This window comes from Bradyrhizobium sp. CB1015 (genome assembly GCF_025200925.1).
Lineage (GTDB): Bacteria > Pseudomonadota > Alphaproteobacteria > Rhizobiales > Xanthobacteraceae > Bradyrhizobium.
On record NZ_CP104174.1, the window covers coordinates 2452535 to 2474513 of the forward strand.

Below are 21979 nucleotides of genomic sequence, written 5' to 3' on the forward strand. Positions count from 1 at the left end.
CGCCGGTCTAATGCCGAATGGGCGTAGACAAAAGAAGGCCGCCTGTGTTGCCACAAGCGGCCCAAGTCTAGGGAGGCGCCCAAGGTGGGCAGCGATGGCGGGGGGAGAGGACCATCGCAGCCTCATACATACGATGATCGCGATCGCCGGCTCAATTGAACCCCGGTACAGGTCAGCCATCCAAATGCAGCAAGGGTCCTATACGAAAGGTCAAGACGCTCGCCGCTCGGCGAACCGCTTCTATTGACCGAAGCCGTTAGCTTACCGCACTCCACCATCGACATGGTCATAAGGGCCGCCTCCGGATCAAGCGGCGAGCCAGGAGCACCGATAGTCTTTGAGTGCTTCGACCGTTACCACGACAGGCATGCGTCAGACGCGAGGCCGCTTATCCAAGTGATCGCGCACCCCCAGACGCTTTCCACATCCTCAATGCCAACTACGTGACTGCACAACACCGAGCCTCAAAGCGTAGCCAAATTTTCTTCGTGCAAAATCAGCGTCAAGAAATCAAACCTCATCGGGCGGACGTCTCGATAGATTTGTCTAAACTCTGACCTTTGGGCATCGAAATGATAACTGAGGGTAATTTGCGAACCCGTGTCTCCTGTGATGCAATACTCATCTGCTTGCAGGCGACCCGAGAGCAGAGTCCTTTCGCGAGCCGCGTTCGGAAGCGAGTGAATTCCCCCGCCTGCAGATTGGCTTCGAGGAGAGCGAAATTTGAAGCTCAGCTTTAGCGCCTATAGCAATCCGGGCAACTTCGTGCGCATTACCGCAAAGCTGCTGCCGTTGCTTTGGGGTTCGACAGCCGTCGCGTTCGCGCTTGGTCTATTTGGAACGTTCGACGCGCCCCCCGACTATCAGCAAGGTGAGACGGCGCGAATAATGTTCATCCACGTCCCCGCCGCCTGGATAGCGATGCTCGCCTACACGTTGATGGTGGCGTCTGCGCTTGGATCGTTGGTATGGCGTCATCCACTCGCCGATGCGGCTCAAAAAGCGGCCGCACCCCTAGGCGCAGCTTTCACTTTCATCTGCCTGGTCACGGGCTCGTTGTGGGGCAAACCAATGTGGGGCACATATTGGGTCTGGGACGCACGGCTCACTTCCATGCTGGTTCTGCTTCTCATTTATCTCGGTCTCATCGCGCTCTGGCAGACAATCGAGGACCCGAGTAGAGCGGCACGAGCAGTTTCGATTATGACCCTGGTGGGTTTTATCGATATTCCGATTGTGAAGTTCTCGGTTGATTGGTGGAACACGCTCCACCAACCGGCGTCGGTGTTCCGGATGGAGGGCTCGGCGATTGCTGGCTCGATGCTATGGCCGCTGATCGTTATGGCGCTCGCATACACACTTTTGTTCGTGACTCTCCACGTCATGGCGGTTCGCAACGAGATCATGCGCCGCCGAGCCCGGCGGCTTGCGATCACGCTGGCGGTAAATGGCGAGGCGGCGATGACTCGTCTGCTGTCTGCCGAAATAGCTTCCTGAGCAGACCATGTTGCGGCATGACGGATTCATCATGGCGGCGTTTCTGGTGACGGGCACTGTTCTAGCGGGAATGATTGTAGCAGTGCTTATCGACTATCGCTTTCAGCGCCGTACCCTGTCTCGTCTTATTAATCACTCGGATCGGCGCGGTCGCGCATGAGCAATATCCCGGCCTCAATTCACCTATCGTCGAGTGCCACGCCGCCTCGACGCCGAGTGGCCCGCTTGTGGGTGGTTATCCCTTTATTGGTTTTCTGCGGAATTGCGGCACTACTTCTAGTGCGGCTCGGGGCCGGAGACCCCTCACTCGTGCCCTCTGCTCTAATAGGCAGGTCAGTACCGCAATTTGCGCTGAAGCCGCTCGAAGGGCTTTCAACATCCGGTCCACCCGGCTTGTCGAGCGCAGATTTGCGGAGAGGGCACGTGACAATCTTGAACGTGTTTGCATCATGGTGTGTTGAGTGTCGGGAAGAAGAAGGGGCCCTAATGGCGTTGGCGAGCGACCCGACTCTGCGGCGACGGGGCGTGAAACTCACCGGCATTGTGTACAAGGACGATCCTAAAAATGCGTTGGCCTATCTCGTCGCTCACGGCAACCCGTTTGCACAGGTCGGCACTGACCGCTCGGGCCGAACGGGAATCGATTTCGGCGTCTATGGCGTTCCCGAGACCTACGTGATCAAGGGCGATGGCACAATCGCTTACAAGCTTGTTGGTGGCATCTCGGACGCAAGTCGGCCTGGTTTGATGGCGGCGGTTGCCGAGGCGGCGCGTCCATGACGACTCCATTGCACTCCGCGATGGATGCAAGAAGGATCGGTTCTTGTCTCGGCTTCGTAGGGCTCCGTCCGCTTACATTGTTCGCAAAGTCCGACCGGACAATGAAGACGGCACAGTCGGTTAGCCCGAGCTTCAACGGCGGCAGATACCGGCGGGTGATGCGATATGCGGTGGCGAGGACAAACGGAGGTCTTGAAACGTGCTGTGGGCCATTTTTGCAATGATGACGTCTTCAGTCGCGCTGGCGCTGGCGAGGTCGCTTTCCGAGCGGCGTGTGGTCGTTCGCGCTCACGATCCGAATGTGACGTTCTATCGCGATCTTCTGACTGAAGCGGATGAAGACGTGCGCTGCGGACTGCTAGCATCTGAAGATGCCGTGACGACTCGCGTCGAGATCGAGCGCCGGCTGCTCGCGTCACTCAACTCGGCATGCGAGGGCCGGCCGCATGCGTCCCGTCGTGGAGGTGAGCGACGCGGGGCGGCGGCTTTGGCGATCGTCTTAATGCTGCCGCTCGTCGCGCTCGCGTCGTACCTCAAGGTCGGCGCTCCCAGCCAACCTGACATGCCGATCGCATCGAGGCCGTCCAATGGAGATTTTAGCCTCGCTGCCGCGGCTCCTGACATCCACGCCGGCCAAGCCGGAGCTAACATTGCAGGGCTTCCTCCAGAGCAACGGAGCAACGCGATCCGGGGGATGGTAGCGGAGCTCGCCGAGAAACTCTCGAAGGACGGCCATCACCTTCAAGGATGGCTACAACTTATTAGGTCTTACGCGGCGTTGGGTGAGCGCGAGAAGGCCGAGGCGGCTGTCGCAAGCGCACGTGCTCAGCTAGCAGGCGATGAGCAAGCGTCGGCCAGCGTGGATGAACTCGTCAGACAGCTTCGTTTAGAGGAGTAGATCTTGACGCGAAAGGGCAGGCGCCTCGCCATCATCAGCGCAGCTGGCGTCACTTTGACGATCGCGATAGGGCTCATCCTGTTCGCGTTGCGAGACAGTATTGTCTTCTTTTATGGGCCGAGCGAACTGGCCGCAAAGGCGCCGCCACCAGGCACCCGGCTGCGCATCGGCGGCCTAGTGAAACGTGGCTCACTTACTCACGAGGGATCGTCGACTGTCGTCTTCGCGGTGACAGACCTAAAGCACGACATCGAGGTCAGCTACACCGGATTGTTGCCGGATCTCTTCCGTGAAGGACAGGGCGTCGTCGCCGAGGGCACCGTGGAAGGACCGAGCCGTTTTCATGCCGACACCGTGCTAGCAAAACACGACGAGCGATATATGCCCAAGGACCTGGCTGACAAGCTCAAGCAAGAAGGCACTTGGCGCAACGAAAGATCTGCGCGAGCGCAATAGCGCCGCGCGCCACGAAACATCCCAGCTGATGGGACCGACAAGATGATCATCGAAACTGGACATTACGCGCTCGCTTTGGCTCTTGCCGTCGCGCTGCTTCAATCAATTCTGCCGCTCTGGGGAACCCGTACTGGCGATTCGGCACTTACTTCAATCGCGGTCCCTGCCGCAATCACCCAGTTCCTGCTCTTGGGTTATGCCTTCGCAGCACTGACTTACGCTCACGTGGTGTCCGATTTCAGTCTCGTGACGGTCGCCGAGAACTCACTCACCACCAAACCACTTATATACAAAATCGCAGGGGTCTGGGGCAATCACGAAGGATCGATGCTGCTTTGGGTTCTGATTCTCGCGGTTTTTGGAGCGGCGGTGGCGATTTTCGAGCGCGGCATGTCGAACGAACTACGCGCGAATACGCTAGCGGTCCAGGGCTGGATCTCCCTTGCCTTCCTCTGTTTCATTCTGTTCACCTCCGATCCCTTCTTGCGACGATTTCCTGCGCCGTTTGAGGGCCAGGACCTTAATCCGCTGCTTCAAGACCCGGGCCTTGCCATACACCCGCCGCTCCTTTACGTCGGCTATGTCGGTTCTTCGATCGTGTTCTCCTTCGCGGTAGCCGCGCTGATCAGTGGCCGACTAGACGCCGCTTGGGCCCGCTACGTTCGGCCTTGGATACTGATCGCCTGGATCTTTTTGACGCTTGGCATCGCCATGGGGTCGTACTGGGCTTATTACACCCTTGGTTGGGGCGGATTCTGGTTCTGGGATCCGGTCGAAAACGCGTCATTGATGCCCTGGCTTGCGGGCACGGCGCTCCTCCATTCGGCTGCTGTCATGGAGAAACGTGAAGCCCTCAAGATTTGGACACTGTTGCTGGCGATACTTACGTTCTCGCTGTCGTTGCTGGGTACGTTCCTCGTGCGCTCGGGAGTACTGACCTCCGTCCATTCCTTCGCCAGCGATCCGGCTCGCGGCGTCTTCATCTTGGTCATACTGTCCGTATTCATCGGCGGCCCACTCGCGCTCTACGCATGGCGCGCACCTTCCCTGAGCCAGCGTAGCGTGTTCGCACCCTTCTCACGCGAGAGCACGCTGGCAGTCAATAACCTGCTGCTGACCACCTGCTGCGCTACGGTTCTGACCGGGACGCTCTATCCGCTCGCGCTTGAGGCTCTGACGGGGGACAAGATCTCAGTCGGCGCGCCGTTTTTCAATTTAACGCTCGGCCCGCTCGTAGTGCCTATCGTTCTGCTGATGCCGCTCGGTCAGTCGATCGCCTGGAAGCGCGGCGACCTGCTCGGCGCAGCGCAACGGGTGACGGTCGCAGCGTTGGGGGGTCTTGTAGTCTCCATTTTGCTCGTTGCCACCGTCCGCGGTGGCTCCGTCTTCGCTGCAGCCGGTCTCGGCCTTGCCGTCTACCTCATCGTTGGTGCGTTCACCGATGTGGCGTCGCGTATCTGGGCACGTGGGCAAGACGGCCGGGTGATGCTAGCACGCGCGGTCGGGTTGCCGCGCTCCGCCTGGGGTACGGCGATCGCTCACGCGGGCCTCGGCTTGACACTCATGGGCTTGGCGACGACGGGTTGGGGTGTGGAACGTATCGCGACCGTCAAGTTAGGCCAGAGGATCGATCTCGGCCCTTATCAAGCCACCATCGAGAATTTTCGATCGCGGCAGGGCCCGAACTATTCTGAACTCGTCGGCCATACGGTCATCAGCCAGGGCGGCGCATACGTGACCGCCGTCGATCCAGCCAAGCGGAGCTTTCCCACGCGACAGACAACCGTCACCGAGGCTGGCATCGTAACGCTGAGTTTTGGACAGATCTACATTTCGCTTGGGGACCGCCACGCGGATGGTTCGATCGATGCGCGCCTGTTCTGGAAGCCGCTCGTGACGAGCATCTGGATCGGTGCGGTCATCATGGCGTTCGGTGGGATTGTGTCGTTGTCCGATAGACGCCTCCGAATTGGCTTCGCGCGCCGCGCGGCTCGCCTCCGCGTCGCCGACAGCGGCGCAGCGCCGGAGCCCGCCGAATGACGTGGCTTCGTCGCATTCTTCTGCTTTCGATCGTGCTCGCAAGCGTCGCCCCTAGCTTGGCAAGGGCGGTTCAGCCGGATGAAATTCTGACTAATCCGAAACTTGAGGCACGCGCGCGCGCTATTTCCGCCGGACTGCGCTGTCTGGTCTGTCAAAACCAGTCGATCGACGATTCCAAAGCAGAACTCGCGCGGGACCTTCGCCTGCTGGTGCGCGAGCGCCTTAAGCTCGGAGAGAGTGACGAGCAGGTCCGCGATTTTCTGGTTAAGCGTTACGGAAACTTTATCCTGCTGAAACCGCCACTCGACTTGGAAACCGCTCTCCTTTGGGGAATGCCGGCTTTCGTGCTTGCGGCGGGCGCGATCGCTCTCCTGTTCGGATTGCGCCGCCAACAATCCACGCCAGCGGCACCATTGAGCCAAGCCGAGCGGGATCGGCTTGCCGCTGTGTTTGAATCCGATACTCCGCTATAGGCTCGTCCTGAGGTCAAGCGGCCTTAGCTTCGGGTAAGGCCGAAGTCGTTCCACATAGGTGGCGCCCGAAAGAAAACTCTGTCGTCGCACGCGCTCATTACTCTCCCGCGCTACGAAGTGCTGCGGCCGCAGCTATCGGAGCGAGCGCGATGGACGCGAGTCCGAGCGCGCAGAGGACCAAGAACGGTGTCAAAAAGGGCGTTGTGGCACTTTGCGCCGCGGAGACACCGAAGATCAGCACCGGCACGGCTAGTGGTACGACGAGGATCGATAGCAACAGACCGCCGCGCCGCAGGGTGACAGTAAGAGACGCCCCGATCGCCCCCAGAAAGGTGAAGGCCGGCGTACCAACCAACAACGTTGCTGCAACCGATCGGAGGGCGGAACCATCCAAATCCAACATCAGGCCAAACAGAGGCGAGAGCATAACGAGCGGTAGCCCCGTCACAAACCAGTGGGCGATGCACTTCACAAGAACAATGAGTTCTAGGGGCGCCGGCGACAGGAACATCTGGTCCAGCGAACCGTCCTCTTGATCCGCCTGAAATAGACGATCGAGGCCTAATAGACTCGCGAGAAGTGCTGCTATCCATAGAATTGCTGGGCCGATCCGCGACAGCAAGCGTAGGTCAGGCCCGATCGCGAAAGGTACGACCGTCACAAGGCTGAGGAAAAAGACCAGACCGAGAATCCCACCTCCACCGATGCGGCGGGCTAGCATGAGGTCGCGAAGAAAAACGACGAGGAGAATACGGGTCATAGCGCCCATCCGGCATCGCCATTGCGTCGAGACCGCTCCGCTGAAATCGGAAAAGCAGCGTGATCTCTTCTCTCCCGACCTCGAGACAGACCGCTATGTAGGGTGCGACCGCACTTCAGCGAAATGGCCATCATTTGGTTCCAAGTCTGACTTGGACTGTCCCTCGCAGACCAAGAGGTTCGTGGGTCGCGGCCAGTGTCAATCCTCCGTCTTCGAGATGGCTGGCGACGATAGTCTTCAGCAAGGCGCGCGCGTGCCGGTCGAGCGCTGTTAGCGGTTCGTCGAGTAACCATAGAGGGCGATCGACGATTAAGAGCCGGGCCAATGCGACACGGCGACGCTGCCCCGCGGAAAGATAGCCGACAGGCAGATCGAGAACGTGGGCCAACTCCATGCGGTCCAGCGCCTCTAACGGGGTTCGGCGGTCTCGCCCCAAAAATCCCAGGCCGATGTCGAGGTTCTCGCGGGCGGTCAACGACGATTTCAACCCGTCGAGATGGCCCACGTAGTGGAGGCGTTCTGCCAGGGGCGCCGGATCCGTGGCTTCGGACTCCACCCATGACATGCGGCCGGATCCTAGTGGAAAAAAGCCGGCGATCGCCCGCAAGAGTGTAGATTTGCCCACTCCGTTGGGACCGGTCACTTCGGCGATTTGGCCCGCGCTTAGTCGCAAAGACATCCCGTCGAGCAGGATGCGCTCGCCGCGCGCCACGGACAGATCTTCGATCAGCAGATGGGATCGCTGCCTAATATCCATGTTCAGTCCTCGTTGTCCGTTGTTTCGCTGTGATCGTTTTCAATGAACCCTCATTTGGAGGGCTTATCGAAATGAACGATGGGTTCGGGACAAACGTGTTCGAGCGGCGACGTGGGGGAGAACAGCCCAGGAGGCCGAGGAGGTTCGCTCTTCGGGGCTGCCCATTAAACGGATGGGAGCCAGATCTTGAACGCTGAGGGCAGGATGGGCCACGCGATCACCCCTACAAACGTGAAAGCGATGTTGCATTGCCCAGCTTGCTGCCTCGGCTGCACCACCGGGAACGCCCGACGCCCTTCCCTTGTACGCTGCGCCGTCGGTTAGCCGACGCCCTGCCGACGAAGCCGCAGGCGGTCGCGGGAGTGTTCCCAATCACGGCTCTCAGTAAAGAGAAAGGGCCTCCCAGGTCTCAGCGAGCGCAGCCGCGAGTTCAGCTATATGGGTATCCGCGTGGTATGGCGACGGCGTGATGCGCAGCCGCTCTGTCCCACGCGGGACCGTCGGATAGTTGATCGGCTGGATATAGATGGCGTGGCGCTGTAGAAGGCGATCGGCTGCCGCCTTGCACAATTCCGCATCGCCGACGATCACAGGCACGATGTGGGTTCCGGTCCGGAGAACCGGAAGCCCGGCGGCTTGGAGCGCCTCTTTCGTTGCAGCGGCCTGTCGTTGGTGTGCTTCGCGCTCGGCAGACGAGTGTTTCAGATAGCGAACAGATGCACGCGCTGCGGCGGCAATCGGTGGAGGGAGGGCGGTCGTGAAGATGAATCCGGGCGCGAAGCTGCGCACCGCATCGCAAATAGATCGCGACGCCGAGATATAGCCGCCAATGCAGCCAAATCCCTTGGCGAGAGTACCCTCGATCACTGTCAAGCGGTGCATCACACCCTCGCGCTCGCTAATTCCGCCGCCGCGAGCGCCGTAGAGGCCGACGGCGTGAACCTCATCAAGGTAGGTCATCGCCCCATACCGCTCGGCAAGGTCGCAGATTGCGCCGATCGGCGCCACATCGCCATCCATTGAGTAGACCGATTCGAACACGACGAGCTTGGGGCGGCTTCCCGCCTCGCGAAGCAAGGCCTCAAGGTGACCAAGATCGTTGTGGCGGAAAATTCGCTTTTCGCAACCTGATTGACGGATGCCTTCGATAATCGAATTGTGGTTGAATGCATCAGAAAAGATTACGCACTCTGGGATCAGCTTACCGATCGTGGAGATGCTGGCCTGGTTCGATACGTAGCCGGAGGTGAAGACGAGACTGGCCTCCTTGCCGTGCAAATCAGCAAGTTCGCCCTCTAAATCAACCAAGGGCGAACTATTTCCCGCGATGTTGCGAGTTCCACCTGCTCCTGCACCGCAGCGGTGTGCCGTCGCGGTCAGCGCGCTCACAACCTCAGGATGTTGTCCCATGCCCAGATAATCATTCGAGCACCAAACCGTGATTTCAGTAACGGATCCGTCGAGGCGGCGCCATTTGGCGGTAGGGAAGCGACCGGAGACGCGTTCGATGTTAGCGAAGACGCGATAACGTTGTTCTTCGCGCAGGCGCTCAAGAGAGCCACGAAAATGGTGTTCGTATGTTTCGGCCGCACAATTGACGGCGCCCCTAACGAAGGTTGCGGTGGACGTCGTCAACGCTCGTTTCATGCACAACATATCCGCACACGAATGTGTGTTCGCACACAAATGTCCATTACCGGAGCTTCCGTGCGCTGGTTGCTTCGCTTGACGCTCAGCCGATATGTCGAGATCCATGTCAACCTTCCCTATCCGTCGCTCGAGCATAGGTCGACCATAGCCCATCACGCAGAGCACTTCGCACTCGTCTCAGTTATGATTTTAAAATCCTCCGGTTATGATCGAGCGCCGCTGCCTGAGGCAGCTCAGACCTAGGCTAGCCTCCTGTCCTTTTTGCATGGTGCGCACGCCGCCCGGACGCAAAATCCCCCTGGTCGCGACTTGGTACCGGACGCTAAGTCAACTGTACGACCAGATCAGCGAGATGGTTCGTCGCTCATCGCATTCTAAGATGCCGCCCAGATCATAGTCCAAGCCATTCGATGGCTGTTCACCAGCGAAGAGCTGGGCGATCTGGATCGGCAGCCGGGTCGAAGTGAACAAAGAGCGCCTGCCGACTGGTAGTGTCATGCACCCATTGTTTGATCTAGGAGGCCTCTTCAGCGCTGGCGCGGTGAGGTGTCGCCAATCGAGACACTATGCCTTCTCGCGAAGTGCCTCCACCGACACGCTGGACATTAGCTCGTAAGCTGCGGTGACGCGACAATCGCTCGGAGTAGGCAGAGGCAAGCCGCGAGCGAGTGGACAACGCTAGGGATTGAGTGATCGGGGCTCGGTATCGGCCGAGAAACTGCACTGGCCCCTTCCGTGGGATCGCGTGCGACATTTGGAACAACAAGAATTGGACACTCAATGGCCCAATCTGCAGATGAGCAAAGAGTCTAGCTCATCAGCAAGGATTGGACATGGCCATTAGTCGCAACTCACTGCGCCGGGTTGCGAGGGAACAGAAAGATCCGATGATCAAACAGCAATAGTTCGAGAGTGCGTCATTTCCATCGGGCATCGATTTCATGCCCCCTTGTTGCTTTCGCACTTGGGCATCCACGCCTAGTCTGATCTGCGCGCAGTTAATGAGACCACCTGCGCAAGAATGCAGTCATTGCCTCATCGGCAATATCGAGCTGTCATAGGAGAGAGATTATGAGACGCACCGTACTGGCACTTTCCGCGGTCCTTGGCGTTGGCGCTCTAGCAACCGCAGCCTTCGCGCAGCAACCACAGCTTCCGCCACCCGACGATTGGCACGCCACCGGCCGCTATCTTCCTGAATACACGAAAGACGGCGACCTTATTCTGCCAAAAAACTTTCACGAATGGGTTTACGTTGGATCGCCACTGACGCCCAACTTTTTGAACCCGCCTCAAGCAAATTTCCCGGAATTTCACAACGTGTATATCGAGCCCGGTTCTTACGATATTTACAAGAAAACGGGCGTTTTCCCTGAAGGAACAATCTTCGTGAAGGAATTGCAGCTTATGCAGCCTGCCACCAATCCGGACGGTTCGAGTACCGCGCCATCGGGAAAAGGATTTTTCCCGGGGGCGTTCAACGGAGCGGATGTAACCGTCAAGGACACCGAGAGATATAAGGCAAGCGACGGTTGGGGTTATTTCAACTTCAATCACCACGAACCGAAAGCGGCCACTGCCAAAGTCCGGCCGGTCGAGGAATGCGGCTACTGCCACATCGCAAGCGCGAAACGGGATGACGTATGGACGCAGTTCTACGCGCTGCTCGACCAGGTGCCGCTACCGCCCGGCCAGAGTGGCTCCAAGAAAATGCCGCCCAGCGAGAATCCGTCTATCAAAAAGTAGGGACAACCGTGATGAAGATTCTCAGAAGTGCGGCCATAGCGTCCGCATCGTTTATCGCTGTGAGCGTCGGCTGCCTAGTATCACAGGTCGTACCTAGCCAGGCCGCCTCTGCGCAAGAACAACTCGTCGACGGGGCAGGCAACATGCATGTCCCGAAAGAGTACCGAACGACCTACGAATTCCTTGGGAGCTGGTCTGTTGCAGGTGACAAAGGTGCTAAGGAGATGCACGTGGTCTATGGGTCGCCCGGAACTGCGGCAGCTTATCGGACGACTGGCGAATTTCCCGAGGGTTCGATCCTGGTGAAAGAAGTGTACGCCGCGGCGACTTCGGAAATGACGACTGGGACCGTCAGCCATCAACAAAGCCTCAAAGGCTGGTTCATGATGGTGAAGGACGGCAAAAACAGTCATCCCGATAATAAATTGTGGGGCAACGGTTGGGGCTGGTCCTGGTTTGACGCGGGTGACCCGGTGAAAACGACCTCAACCGACTTCCGCTCAGATTGTCTAGGTTGCCACATCCCTGCCAAAGCGACTGACTGGATCTATGTTCAAGGCTATCCCGGACTCAAAAAGTGACAGGCCCTCGGCGAACTAGCTTTAATGTCACGTGTGCAAAACCAGACTGGATGCAAAGAAGGTAGCGTCATGAAGCCCAGCGGAAAGCTCGTCAGATGCATTTGCGGATCGATGGTGATGTTTGTGGTGTCGTTTTCGACACCTCATGTAAGTCTAGCGGCCGATCCAGCTGCTGGCAAAAAGATCACGAAGCAATTTCTTACGTCGGGCCAGGTGGACCTAGTACGAGAGGTGGTGACGCTACCGCTCCATCGCGGCCGTCTTGCCTCGGGAGAGACCGTTTGGTTCGTTCTCACCGACGTAAGCGATTACGATACTTCGCAAAAGATGGGACTTACGTGGGCGCCGAGTCTCACTGATGCCAAGAACCTGAAGAGCACACGGGTTGCGGAAATGGACGACTCGGGTAACTTCACCTTTAAATCAGGGCGGGTCGATTTCTCACCTTCGCAGAAGTTGGTCGGAGGGGACGCGCCCAGTTTCTTTCCTCCTAAGACAGCCCGAGCCGGATCTATTGGGGATGCGCACTACAGCCCACTGGTGCGGGTGTCCAATAGTATGAATATCGTTTTCAATGCGCCGATCATCGCGTTCGATGTCGGGCCGGACAAAATTTCATTCTGCAACGGCAGCCCTGACTACTCCGTGGTGACGGACTCCGTAGCAAGCATCTGTCCTGATAAGGGCACTGTCGACTTGAAACTCCGGTCTGGATTCGCGAACGGAAGACACCTGCGTTATCTTAGCTTTGACGCAAATTCCGAGGAGTCGGCGACCCTTGAGGCGTCCACCTTTGCGCCTGCGGAAAGCGACATTCTTCAGAGCGGCGCGATCGAGGTGATCTATACGATTGTGAATGGCAACATGGGGGCGAACGATCCGAATCGCCAGGGACTCAACAGTGCTATAAAGGGAGAGGGGCCTTCGCTCGACATCCTCGCGCACTTCACTGAGATCAGCGCCGGATACTCCCCGATGTGGGACGTACGACTAGCCGAGTGGACCAAGGAAGCTATCGTGAAGGATCAAAGGAAACTGATCACTGACGGCGACGATCTTGAATCCAAAAGTGCGGCGGGCTTACTGGTGAGTCCTGCGGGAGGGCCGGTGAAGACGACGGGGAATCTAGTGAATTGTCCGGTTGTAGGCTTCACCAATGAATAATCTCCTGGCCACATAGCTGCGCTTCCCTCGTTCATGCGGGAAGCGCAATCGGTCTCTTAACCACCGACGCTTTCCTCTCACGTCGATGCGAATTTGATGAGCACGCGCTAGGACCCGACGCTACTGTTTGTAGGCCTTGATAATCTGCCGGGCTATCGCGACCGATGCTGCGGCGTTGGAAGGACAGGTTGCCGTCCACTTCAGTGGCGTGGCGCGATCGGCCCTAGGTTTCGAGCCAGTCCAGTGGCGACCACGGGCATCGAATAATCATTTGCGGTTCGCAGCAGGAGAATCCCATATTGCCATTCTGAAGCGCGAGGACGCTCCTGCGGGCTCCAAGCCGATGTTCGACAACGTTGATAAGATGCTTGGTACTCCTACGGACCGGGGTTTCCGCAGATCACTAACAAGGTCTTAGCAACCCTATCGGCAACCGGCGGCCGCTAGCTGAAGATCGACTTGATATTGTCGGCATCTGCGGTCGGCCTTCGATGGCGTCGGCTGCGTGGCGCTGACGGGACCGGAGGCGGGGAAGCTATCTTCCAACCCGGTGTCGAGCTTGGCGTGGCGATCGGCCGCGAGCGCTTCGCCTAAGTCCTCGGCGTGCTTGTCGTGCGGCGCAGGATTGAAGGTCTGAGCCATGGATTTCTCCTTCATTGACTGAGCCAACGCGGCGCATTTGAGCAGGTTGCCATGCTCCGCTTCTGCGCGCGGCGGTGTATCAAGAACCTCAACTCTGCATCAGGACCATTCGTGCCCCAGTCTGCGACGAAACCCTTGATCGACGTTCTCTCCGGTCAACGCCAGACCATCCCGCCCATATGGATGATGCGCCAGGCTGGGCGCTATTTGCCGGAATATCGCGAGGTGCGCGCCAAGGCAGGCGGTTTCCTCGATCTCTGCTTCAACCCGGAGCTCGCCGCCGAGGTGACGCTGCAGCCGATCCGAAGGTTCGGCTTCGACGCGGCGATCATCTTCTCCGACATTCTGGTGATCCCCTATGCGCTCGGACGCTCGGTGCGGTTCGAGGTCGGCGAGGGCCCGCGGCTCGAGCCGCTCGACGATCCGGCCAAGGTGGCGACGCTGGCGCCGCGCGCAGATTTCGGCAAGCTCGAGCCGGTGTTCGAGGCGTTGAAGATCGTGCGCGGCGCGCTCGATCCCAAGGTCGCGCTGATCGGCTTCTGCGGCGCGCCGTGGACGGTGGCGACCTACATGGTCGCGGGCCACGGCACGCCGGACCAGGCGCCGGCCCGGATGATGGCCTACCGGCATCCCGAGGCGTTCTCCAAAATCATCGACGTGCTGGTCGAGAACTCGGTTCAGTATCTGCTGGCACAGCTCGCCGCCGGCGCCGACGCTTTGCAGATCTTCGACACCTGGGCCGGCGTGCTGCCGCCGACCGAGTTCGCGCGCTGGTCGGTCGATCCGACGCGGCGCATCGTGGAGGGCGTAAGGGCCAAGGTGCCGGACGCGAAGATCATCGGCTTCCCGCGCGGCGCCGGCGCGCTGCTGCCGGCCTATGTCGAGGCGACCGGCGTCAATGCTGTCAGCATCGACTGGACCGCGGACCCGGCCTTCATCCGCGAGCGGGTGCAGAGCAAGGTTGCGGTGCAGGGCAATCTCGATCCGCTGGTGCTGATCACGGGCGGCGCCGCGCTCGACCGTGCGGTCGACAACGTGCTGGCCAATTTTGCGCAAGGGCGACTGATCTTCAACCTCGGCCACGGCATCCAGCCGGAGACGCCGATCGCCCATGTCGAACAGATGATCAAACGCGTACGTGGCTAACGAGCGATCCTCCGACAGGCCCAACATCGGTGGAGCGGGTCGGCGTGCTTCATCTCCTCGATCGACTCCCTGCGCCAAGCCTTGGCCATTTCCAGCAGGCCCCAGTTGTCCAAGAACCGGTAGTGCAGCCAGTATTGGTTGATGGCGGTGAGCTCGTGACGCAGTCCCTTGTTAAGATACTCGATGACTCTGGGGTCGCCCTGCATGATGAACTTCAAGGCTTGAGGTCGGGCCTTTGCCTTTCTTAGTTTAGAACGCTTCTGAGGAAAAACAAGCAAGCATCCCCGAGACGAAACCGAGAGGCACCTACCGAGAAAAACCAAGGAAGTCGATCGCTGGTCCACCTCCGCGCTCATACTGCGCGTCATCCCTGATCCGGCGATGCGGACAGTCGGCCTGACAGGCTAGCGCACATTCCCTATACGCCTCGTCGATGATCGTCTTGATGGTGCGCGCGCAGCGGCCGCACTCAGCGCTGCAGCCGAGACAATCATAGATCTGTTTGGCATTGCGCAGCGCATCCTCGGCCGTGTTCACGGCGTGGCGAACATCGCGGTCGGTGAGGACATTGCAGGAGCAAACGATCATGAAACCCTAAAAGGACGTTTCAGCAAGGCGGTTGAGATCGATATTGGACGGCGGTCGGGCGCGTAGAATAGTCCAAAGAGCACGGAGATGATTGAGTGGTGACCCGCCCTTGGAAGTCTTTCCCTGACCTTTGTTCCTTGCAGATCAGCAGAACTTTGTATGTTCACTCGCTGCGACCGCTAGCCGCAGATCCGACCGAGAACAGGGGAACGCCGCTCCGTTCCGCCCAAAGATCGACACTCTCGGTTAGCGTAGATGACACAACTGGAGTCTGTTGGCCCTGAGATGCAGTCACCACTGCATTTTGGGTATTGTTGAAGACCTCCTCTATCCCCCTCGAAGAATCCATCTGCCCAAGAAGAGCGGTCATCAGCCGGCTATGTAGTTCATCAGGGTCTTCGACGATTGCACCAGGCGCGGCTGAGCTTAGGATCAGCGCATTCTCACCTCCTTGAATGGGTGCAAGCCCATGTGAATAAGTCCTGAAGCGTCGCTCGTAAGGGTTGCGGCGCGAAGCCTCAATAACTAGGAGCCTGACGCGTGCTCCTGAAGTCTGGAGTTGCGAGAGGAGATGGTCAATGCTTAGCCCTTGTAGACGGATATCTTCTTCCCTCCAAATCTTCGCATCGACTGGGATTAGATAATTGTGTCCCTCAGACTGGATTCCGTAACCTCCGAAATAAACTAACACAGTCGAGTTCGAATGTACTCTTGCCCTTAGATGTTCGATTGCGTGTGTCAAGTCCGAGCCCGTGGCATTTTCAATGGCATCGACCAGAAAGCCGTGCTCGCGAAGAGCATTTGTCAGGCCTTCCGCGTTGCGTGTCATTATGGGAAGAGGAGAGTCAGCATCGGGATAGGCCGAATTGCCAATCACCAGCGCCAGTCGACTAGTATCGAGGGGCGCGGATTTGCCTGACCAGATGGGATCGCTGATGGGCCGAGGCGTCTCCCGTTGCCTTGTCCCGTGGAGACTGGTTAAGAGCAAGCTGAGCGAGACTGCGACGCCGACTAGTCTGGGAGATCTCATTCCATTATGGTCTCCGAAGAAACGCGCCTTTCCGCTTGCTCGTCAATTCCGTCGCGCCGTCCAGTAGCCTGAACAGCGCGCTGATCCTGAGTGGCCGCTCCAGGTCCCCCGACCGGACGTCGCAAACAGTTTGCCCGCGCCCGCGGCATATTTGTCTTGGACCGTCACGGAAGCGCGAACCGCGCCCGTTTTTGCAACGTATCCTCGAAACTTCACGAGATTGGGATGCGTGACAATTCCGTTGGTCACATCGACAGTGAAGCTGTAAGTGGAAACGCAGGTTCCTCTTTGCGTCACGAAGACGAGGTCCCACGAGCCGTCGTAGGACGATGAACCGTATGCTGCCGGTGCAGAGTGGTGACTCCGCCGCGCCAATAAGTGCACGTCTGTCGTCAAATCTGGTATCGTCGCCCTGATCGACGTGCCATTGATCGGCGAGGCTGACGATTTGGCTGTGGCGGCGATCGCGATAGGAACAGCAATTGCGAGCGCACTCGCGAGCTTGCAGACCTGAATCTTCATAGAAGCTCCTGTTCGCTTTAAACCACGCAACGAGAATGACCTTGCAACTCGGTCGAGGGAAATCACCTCTCGCCATGGAGTCGATAGACGACCATTATTGCCGCTTTGCTGGGCGAGACTACAGTGAGGAGGCCCATCATCGGGTAGTTCAAGGGCGACGACGAGTTAGGAACCTCTGCGGACGTGGCGAGCAGACAATTATGTAACCACCCATGGCGCGGCGAACTCATGGGCTAGAAGCGTGATGACACCAACTTCGAGTGATACGCATTCGAAGAACCAAAGGTTCCGTCGTTTAAAGGACGCCAGTGGACGACGGTCTCTTGTGGCCGAAGGGACCCCGGCGCCATCGCGACGCTGGTTTTGCGCGGATTGACGGTTGGTACCCTCGAACCCGGTCGGGACGGCAGCGCCCCCGACGTCCTCGGTGCGCGGAGCTTGCTTAAACCGACGCCTCGAGTGTTAGAAATCCGTGCGAGTGGCGGACACCTCACCAGGGTGGAAAGCGCAAAGCCATGTCGGGCCGTGTGCCTTCAGAGCGACAGGCGGTTCTTCTCTCCCCATCGATCGGTGGGAGCGGCCAGGTGAGGGGCCGGTCTTTCTGCAATGCTCTGGGTCACGGTTTACTCGCAGCTCCGATTGCGGCGGGGTGTACGGGCGCTTGGGCTTTACGACCGCGCTCGCAGCACTAGTGTTTTTGCCGAGAGATCAGCCGAGCCGCGCATAATAATCCTTCCGCCGAAAGTATGACCGCGTGAGCACCTCTTCGCGCCAGCCGAGAGTTCCGGTCCGGCCCGCAGCACGTGACGCACGACTTTTGAGCTGTTCCGATAACGGCTGGCTATCGACTTCATGGCGAGAGGTGATTTTCTTTTCCACCGTCGCTGACCCAATCTTAATCAGTCATCGCCCGCCCGCGGCTGCGGCCGAAGTCGGCCTTCCGTTGGACGATCATCAGAGGTCCGACATGCACATCGAAGAGACGGCTCGCATTTCCTTGCCGTTGGAGAATGTCGTCGTGCTCGTGGGGGGCGCGGGTGTTGCGAACGGAGGGGAGCGTGCGTTCAGCACAAGTGTGAGTTGCGTGCGCGATGACGATATCGGCCGCATCGCGTCGAGATGTATGGAGATCCCAGTCGTCGGGTCCAACGGCGAGGTGTCGGGCGTCTTGTGCCATACCAATCCATTCGATGCGCGAGCCGCGGTCGCTGCTGGCGAGCGGCACCCGGTGAGAACGGCGCGCGAACACTTGGGCTCCGTTCAGCGATGAAGCTTATGATCCCGCCCGGCCGCCTCGATCGTGCGGTCGATCACAAGACAGAGCATGTGCTCGGCCCCGCCGATGCCGAGATCTCGCTGGTTGAGTACGGCAGCTACGCCTGTCCGCACTGCAGGGCTGCCAACGAGCGCATCGCGCAGGCGCGCGATCAACTTGGCGACCGCGTTTGCTATGCCTTCCGCCACAGGCCGCTCTCGGACAACAGTCTTTCCTTCCGTGCTGCGGAGCTCGCTGAGCTTGCTCAGACACCAGAGACGTTCTGGTCCGCGCACATCAAGCTGATGACGAGGTCGATGCAGCTCACAGAGGACGACCTTTCGGCGGTGGCCGCTGACCTAGGTGTGCATGCCAACCCCACGCTTCGCGATAGCGACGCGGTTCGCCGCGCGAAGGCGAGGGTGGAGTCGGACATCGCGAGTGCACGCGCGAGCGGCGTGAGATTCACGCCGACATTTTACATCAACCGCCGGCGCTACGACGGACCCTGGGACGAAAGTTCTCTCGTTGATGCAATGCTTGGCACGCTTGGCCACCGGGTCCGTACGGCTGCCCTCGACTTCGCGAGCTGGGGCCCGTCCGCCGGCATTTTGCTCGTCGTCGCGACTGTGGCGGCGATTGTCTTGACGAACTCGCCGATCGGGCCGGCGTTCGAGGCGCTCTGGCGGTGGGAGTTCGGCGTGAGCTTGGGCAGCGCAGCCTTTCGGATGTCCATCCTCCATTGGGTCAACGACGGGCTGTTGATGCTGTTCTTCCTCGTTGTGGGATTGGAAGTGAAGCGCGAGATGACAGTCGGACACCTCGCAAGCCGTCGCTCCGCGGCGCTTCCGATCGCGGCCGCGCTCGGCGGCATGGTTGTGCCGGCGTGTCTGTATTCGCTGGTTCTCCCCGCGGGGCCGTGGTCGCACGGGTGGGGTGTTCCGATGGCGACCGACACCGCGTTCGCGATTGCCTTGATTGCAGTGATGGGCTCCCGCGTCCCGGTCGAGCTGCGCATCTTCCTCACGGCGACGGCCATCGTTGACGACATCGGTGCGATCGTCGTCGTCGCCGTGTTTTACTCCGGCGAAATACATCTGGCCTACCTTGCTGCGGCGGCGATGGTTGTAGTTGCGCTAGTGCTGCTGAGCCGATCTGGGGTGTACCATCTCTCGCCCTACATCCTGATGGGCGCTGCGCTGTGGGCCCTCGTATACGCGGGCGGTCTCCACGCTACATTGGCCGGCGTGTTACTCGCCTTGTTCATTCCGACGCGACCGCCCGCCAATCTGGCCGCCCTGATGACGCAGGCGAGCACCATCATCGCGTCCGAAGCTCGGCATGAGGGCGAAGTTCTCAGGCGCGGCCCCTCCACTCCAGCCCTGCAGGCGCTCGACGCAATCTATGATAGAATTGAATCGCCCGCCGATCGACTGCTACGACACGCCGGCGCGCGATCGAGCTACGCTGTCCTCCCAATCTTTGCATTGGCGAATGCCGGAGTGACGATCAACCCAAGCGTCCTCGCTGGCCATGGCCGTCTGACCGCTGCGATCGTCGCTAGTCTCGCTATAGGAAAACCGCTCGGCGTCTTCCTCGCGGCCGCAGCAGCAGTGCGCACAGGCATAGCCGTCAAGCCGGCCGAATACACGTGGCGGCAGCTGGGCGGGGCAGGAGCCCTTGCTGGCATTGGCTTCACGATGTCGCTCTTCATCGCCGGACAGGCATTTCCAAGCGCGACGGACCTCTCGGCCGCAAAAATCGCTGTGTTCGCCGCCTCGAGTCTTTCTGCCGTCGTCGGGACTGGCCTGCTCTGGGGAGCTTCGCATCAGGAGCTTATCGGAGATGCGCCGCAGAGCGCCGGCATGAAATCATCATAGCTTGCCGCCGCTTATGCCTGACCGCGAAAAGGAGATGATTCCACCTGCGACGCGGCGGTCCGCCTGTTCCACATCGCAGGCGTGAAACTTAGGGGCACTTGGTCGAGATCTCCTGGTATCCCGCCGTCGAGGACACCAGCAACGCAGAGTTATCGTGGCGAACCGTCGCATTTGAAGGAGTCGAAATGACGCGCGTATATTTCCACTGCGCGAATACCAAGAAGGTTTTCGTCGATCGCCGCGGCGCCGTCGTGGATGATATTGCTGAAGCGCGGGATCATGCGAACCGCATCGTGCAGTCCCTCACCAAAGAGCGCAGCCTCGAGGATTGGCGTGACTGGGTTCTGCATGTCAGCAATGATCAGGGCGATGAGCTCTTCGTTGTGCCCTTCACTTTCGTGCTCGGGGAGCCGAATTGAGGTCGCCGTGTTCCAAGCGATCCTTTGGACCAACGCGCTTATGTCCCACTTGAAAAGCAGGCCGCTGGTGCCCTACGAAGACTATCTTCAGCGTCAGCGCCGCAAGGTCAAGATCGACTTGATGCGCCGACACGAATTGCGGAGGAGTGCTCGCGCGCGCTGGGCAGCAAAACGCCGCCGCCAGCCTGCGTTTCGGTGGTCGGCCAGGTTTCAGGCTTTGCAACTGGTCGCGCCGAAATCGTATGCGGTGTCCAAAGACCCGAAGTCCTTCGTCACGCCAGGTTTCGAATTTAGATTGGCCTTTGCTCTTCCATGATGCTAGGCACAGCCTTCAATATCTCCTCCGCACCTCGCTGAAGAAGTTTGTCTCCGAGACGTGTGCCTATTACGTCGGCTTGATCGGCCGTCCCAACGCATTCATCAGCAATCTTCGTGTGGCCATCTGGATGAGTCACCTGTCCTCGAAGCGTTAATGTCCCGGCGAACCATCTGACAGAAACCCCGAGCGGTAAGCTGCAACCCGCATCGAGACTTCTCATCAATGCGCGCTCTGCGTCTACTTCGGTGCGCGATTTCCGATCTTCAATCTTTTTAAGCAGTGCTATGAGTGCCGTATCTTCTTCGCGAGCTTCGACCGCGAGGGCGCCTTGGCCGACTGCATACGGGAAAACATTCGAGTCTAGTATCTGTGAGGCCTCATGTAGCAATCCTAGCCGTGACAACCCCGCCGCTGCCAATAGAGTAGCGTCTATTCCCTCTCGGTTCTTTGCCTTACAAAGCCTTGGAAAAACGTTTCCACGGATGGGTCGAACATCCAGACCAGTGCAAAGAGCGAGAAGTTGCGCTTTGCGGCGAATTGATCCAGTGCCGATGCGCAGCCCTGGTCGTAACTGATCTAATGTAACGCCACAAATTGTGTCACGAGGATCCGCTCTTTTGGGAACGGCCGCCAATACCAAACCGGGCTGCAATCTGGTCGGAAGATCCTTGAGGGAGTGAACGACCAAGTCAACTTCTTTGTGCGTAAGCGCGTCTTCGCTCTCCTTCGTGAATGCTCCGATGCCGCCAAACTGTTGAAAGGACGACCGTCGATCTCTATCGCCAACCGAACTTGTGAAAACGAGTCTTACCGCAGCGGCCGGCTCGACGCCATGAATAAGAGCGGCGACGTGACTGGCTTGCCAGCGGGCCAAATCACTTCGCCTGGTGCCGAGGCGAATTTCCATGATCAAGGCTCTGATTGTTGTGTAGCGCGCCGACTTCTAGCGCTGCGAAGGAATCGACCTGTAGGGCTTCATGTGGGCTGCCGTCACTTGTGTTCACAACGAAGCGATAAAGGTAGAACGGTGATCGAAAAAGCCTGTGGCCATTATGCCAAGCCAAGGGAGAGCCTCCATGATCAAGAGCCGATGCCGCTCGATTGGATCGCGTCGCTTTCTTGTCACCTCCACGCACTGTGTCGTGAACGCGCATATTCGCTCGGAGTCGCGGAAACCCGGATAGGCCAGTGGCGCCGGGGTGGTCACTTCGGGCAGGATGCTCACCGGTAATCCTTCGACGATAGGGGCGATGACTTTTCAGCCCTCATTCGCTGATATTCCGCAGCGGCCTCCTCGGCCGTCGCGAAGTTCTTGCTATAGATGAAGTTTTCGCAACCATTGCTGATGCGGGCGTAGTAGGGTTTTCGCCGCCTAG

22 protein-coding genes and 2 pseudogenes are annotated in these 21979 nt (G+C 59.0%); 14 read left to right on the plus strand and 10 right to left on the minus strand.

What is annotated here, in order from left to right:
* The first annotated feature begins 723 nt into the window (after positions 1-723).
* From N2604_RS11085 to N2604_RS11115, 7 genes are all read left to right on the plus strand, one after another.
* Positions 724-1497 (plus strand): heme ABC transporter permease, encoded by a 774-nt coding sequence (locus N2604_RS11085; RefSeq protein ID WP_260374726.1) that lies wholly within the window; start codon positions 724-726, stop codon positions 1495-1497.
* Between the two features lie 31 nt (positions 1498-1528).
* A complete protein-coding gene (locus tag N2604_RS11090; protein WP_260374727.1) occupies positions 1529-1657 on the plus strand; it encodes a hypothetical protein in 129 nt (42 codons plus the stop codon).
* Positions 1654-2277: a DsbE family thiol:disulfide interchange protein gene (locus tag N2604_RS11095; RefSeq protein ID WP_260374728.1), complete on the plus strand. Its 624-nt coding sequence runs from the start codon at positions 1654-1656 to the stop codon at positions 2275-2277. The genes N2604_RS11090 and N2604_RS11095 overlap by 4 nt, the downstream gene beginning before the upstream one ends.
* Positions 2278-2476: 199 nt before the next feature.
* A complete protein-coding gene (ccmI, locus tag N2604_RS11100; RefSeq protein ID WP_260374729.1) occupies positions 2477-3175 on the plus strand; it encodes a c-type cytochrome biogenesis protein CcmI in 699 nt (232 codons plus the stop codon).
* Between the two features lie 3 nt (positions 3176-3178).
* On the plus strand, positions 3179-3631 hold the full coding sequence (ccmE, locus tag N2604_RS11105; RefSeq protein WP_128935408.1) for a cytochrome c maturation protein CcmE: 453 nt from the start codon (positions 3179-3181) through the stop codon (positions 3629-3631).
* Between the two features lie 42 nt (positions 3632-3673).
* On the plus strand, positions 3674-5671 hold the full coding sequence (locus N2604_RS11110; RefSeq protein WP_260374730.1) for a heme lyase CcmF/NrfE family subunit: 1998 nt from the start codon (positions 3674-3676) through the stop codon (positions 5669-5671).
* Positions 5668-6144 (plus strand): cytochrome c-type biogenesis protein, encoded by a 477-nt coding sequence (locus N2604_RS11115; RefSeq protein WP_260374731.1) that lies wholly within the window; start codon positions 5668-5670, stop codon positions 6142-6144. Before N2604_RS11110 ends, N2604_RS11115 begins: the two co-directional genes overlap by 4 nt.
* Positions 6145-6241: 97 nt before the next feature.
* Here the strand turns inward: N2604_RS11115 and ccmB are convergent, their stop codons facing one another.
* The 3 genes from ccmB to hemA form a co-directional block, all read right to left on the minus strand.
* Positions 6242-6904 (minus strand): heme exporter protein CcmB, encoded by a 663-nt coding sequence (gene ccmB, locus N2604_RS11120; protein ID WP_128935405.1) that lies wholly within the window; start codon positions 6902-6904, stop codon positions 6242-6244.
* Positions 6905-7034: 130 nt separating this feature from the next.
* The gene (gene ccmA / locus N2604_RS11125; RefSeq protein WP_260374732.1) at positions 7035-7661 is read right to left on the minus strand and encodes a heme ABC exporter ATP-binding protein CcmA; all 627 of its coding nucleotides are present in this window, start codon (positions 7659-7661) and stop codon (positions 7035-7037) included.
* 381 nt (positions 7662-8042) lie between these two features.
* A complete protein-coding gene (hemA, locus tag N2604_RS11130) occupies positions 8043-9308 on the minus strand; it encodes a 5-aminolevulinate synthase (RefSeq protein ID WP_260374733.1) in 1266 nt (421 codons plus the stop codon).
* A gap of 1074 nt (positions 9309-10382) precedes the next feature.
* Here hemA and N2604_RS11135 point away from each other — a divergent pair.
* The 3 genes from N2604_RS11135 (at position 10383) to N2604_RS11145 (ending at position 12802) form a co-directional block, all read left to right on the plus strand.
* A complete protein-coding gene (locus N2604_RS11135) occupies positions 10383-11057 on the plus strand; it encodes a cytochrome P460 family protein (RefSeq protein ID WP_128935402.1) in 675 nt (224 codons plus the stop codon).
* Positions 11058-11068: 11 nt separating this feature from the next.
* Positions 11069-11638: a cytochrome P460 family protein gene (locus N2604_RS11140; RefSeq protein ID WP_128935401.1), complete on the plus strand. Its 570-nt coding sequence runs from the start codon at positions 11069-11071 to the stop codon at positions 11636-11638.
* A 69-nt stretch (positions 11639-11707) separates the two neighbouring features.
* On the plus strand, positions 11708-12802 hold the full coding sequence (locus N2604_RS11145; protein ID WP_260374734.1) for a hypothetical protein: 1095 nt from the start codon (positions 11708-11710) through the stop codon (positions 12800-12802).
* Positions 12803-13245: 443 nt separating this feature from the next.
* Here the strand turns inward: N2604_RS11145 and N2604_RS11150 are convergent.
* Positions 13246-13444 (minus strand): annotated as a pseudogene (locus N2604_RS11150) (hypothetical protein).
* Positions 13445-13555: 111 nt separating this feature from the next.
* Here N2604_RS11150 and hemE point away from each other — a divergent pair.
* Positions 13556-14590, plus strand: a complete 1035-nt coding sequence (hemE, locus tag N2604_RS11155) for a uroporphyrinogen decarboxylase (RefSeq protein ID WP_260374736.1) — start codon at positions 13556-13558, stop codon at positions 14588-14590.
* 32 nt (positions 14591-14622) lie between these two features.
* On the opposite strand, the pseudogene N2604_RS11160 reads toward hemE, so the two are convergent.
* From N2604_RS11160 to N2604_RS11175, 5 genes and pseudogenes are all read right to left on the minus strand, one after another.
* A pseudogene (locus N2604_RS11160) lies at positions 14623-14796 on the minus strand (bacterioferritin); the annotation flags it as partial.
* Positions 14797-14896: 100 nt separating this feature from the next.
* On the minus strand, positions 14897-15178 hold the full coding sequence (locus N2604_RS11165; protein WP_260374737.1) for a bacterioferritin-associated ferredoxin: 282 nt from the start codon (positions 15176-15178) through the stop codon (positions 14897-14899).
* Between the two features lie 163 nt (positions 15179-15341).
* Positions 15342-16208 (minus strand): caspase domain-containing protein, encoded by an 867-nt coding sequence (locus N2604_RS39745; protein WP_409241707.1) that lies wholly within the window; start codon positions 16206-16208, stop codon positions 15342-15344.
* 42 nt (positions 16209-16250) lie between these two features.
* On the minus strand, positions 16251-16730 hold the full coding sequence (locus N2604_RS11170) for a hypothetical protein (RefSeq protein ID WP_260374738.1): 480 nt from the start codon (positions 16728-16730) through the stop codon (positions 16251-16253).
* An 895-nt stretch (positions 16731-17625) separates the two neighbouring features.
* Positions 17626-17979, minus strand: coding sequence for a hypothetical protein (locus N2604_RS11175; protein WP_260374739.1), 354 nt, complete (start codon positions 17977-17979; stop codon positions 17626-17628).
* A 17-nt stretch (positions 17980-17996) separates the two neighbouring features.
* On the opposite strand from N2604_RS11175, the gene nhaA reads away from it, so the two are divergent.
* The 3 genes from nhaA to N2604_RS11190 all read left to right on the plus strand — a co-directional run bounded on the left by nhaA (position 17997) and on the right by N2604_RS11190 (position 20600).
* Positions 17997-19865 carry a Na+/H+ antiporter NhaA gene (gene nhaA / locus N2604_RS11180; RefSeq protein WP_260374740.1) on the plus strand — a complete coding sequence of 623 codons (1869 nt, stop codon included), beginning with the start codon at positions 17997-17999 and terminating at the stop codon, positions 19863-19865.
* 98 nt (positions 19866-19963) lie between these two features.
* The gene (locus N2604_RS11185; RefSeq protein ID WP_409241708.1) at positions 19964-20284 is read left to right on the plus strand and encodes a DUF6894 family protein; all 321 of its coding nucleotides are present in this window, start codon (positions 19964-19966) and stop codon (positions 20282-20284) included.
* A 7-nt stretch (positions 20285-20291) separates the two neighbouring features.
* Positions 20292-20600: a hypothetical protein gene (locus N2604_RS11190; protein WP_260374741.1), complete on the plus strand. Its 309-nt coding sequence runs from the start codon at positions 20292-20294 to the stop codon at positions 20598-20600.
* On the opposite strand, the gene hemC is transcribed toward N2604_RS11190, so the two are convergent.
* The gene (gene hemC / locus N2604_RS11195; RefSeq protein WP_260374742.1) at positions 20575-21510 is read right to left on the minus strand and encodes a hydroxymethylbilane synthase; all 936 of its coding nucleotides are present in this window, start codon (positions 21508-21510) and stop codon (positions 20575-20577) included. The two genes, N2604_RS11190 and hemC, sit on opposite strands and share 26 nt — an antisense overlap.
* Positions 21511-21979 lie beyond the last annotated feature (469 nt).

Excerpts from the sequence above, each read along its gene's own strand:
- N2604_RS11090 (WP_260374727.1), top strand. The coding sequence starts at position 1,529 with ATGGCGGCGTTTCTGGTGACGGGCACTGTTCTAGCGGGAATGATTGTA.
- N2604_RS11095 (WP_260374728.1), top strand. The coding sequence starts at position 1,654 with ATGAGCAATATCCCGGCCTCAATTCACCTATCGTCGAGTGCCACGCCG.
- N2604_RS11110 (WP_260374730.1), top strand. The coding sequence starts at position 3,674 with ATGATCATCGAAACTGGACATTACGCGCTCGCTTTGGCTCTTGCCGTC.
- N2604_RS11115 (WP_260374731.1), top strand. The coding sequence starts at position 5,668 with ATGACGTGGCTTCGTCGCATTCTTCTGCTTTCGATCGTGCTCGCAAGC.
- ccmB (WP_128935405.1), bottom strand. The coding sequence starts at position 6,904 with ATGACCCGTATTCTCCTCGTCGTTTTTCTTCGCGACCTCATGCTAGCC.
- ccmA (WP_260374732.1), bottom strand. The coding sequence starts at position 7,661 with ATGGATATTAGGCAGCGATCCCATCTGCTGATCGAAGATCTGTCCGTG.
- hemA (WP_260374733.1), bottom strand. The coding sequence starts at position 9,308 with ATGAAACGAGCGTTGACGACGTCCACCGCAACCTTCGTTAGGGGCGCC.
- N2604_RS11135 (WP_128935402.1), top strand. The coding sequence starts at position 10,383 with ATGAGACGCACCGTACTGGCACTTTCCGCGGTCCTTGGCGTTGGCGCT.
- N2604_RS11140 (WP_128935401.1), top strand. The coding sequence starts at position 11,069 with ATGAAGATTCTCAGAAGTGCGGCCATAGCGTCCGCATCGTTTATCGCT.
- N2604_RS11145 (WP_260374734.1), top strand. The coding sequence starts at position 11,708 with ATGAAGCCCAGCGGAAAGCTCGTCAGATGCATTTGCGGATCGATGGTG.
- N2604_RS11165 (WP_260374737.1), bottom strand. The coding sequence starts at position 15,178 with ATGATCGTTTGCTCCTGCAATGTCCTCACCGACCGCGATGTTCGCCAC.
- N2604_RS39745 (WP_409241707.1), bottom strand. The coding sequence starts at position 16,208 with ATGAGATCTCCCAGACTAGTCGGCGTCGCAGTCTCGCTCAGCTTGCTC.
- N2604_RS11170 (WP_260374738.1), bottom strand. The coding sequence starts at position 16,730 with ATGAAGATTCAGGTCTGCAAGCTCGCGAGTGCGCTCGCAATTGCTGTT.
- nhaA (WP_260374740.1), top strand. The coding sequence starts at position 17,997 with ATGAAGCTTATGATCCCGCCCGGCCGCCTCGATCGTGCGGTCGATCAC.
- hemC (WP_260374742.1), bottom strand. The coding sequence starts at position 21,510 with ATGGAAATTCGCCTCGGCACCAGGCGAAGTGATTTGGCCCGCTGGCAA.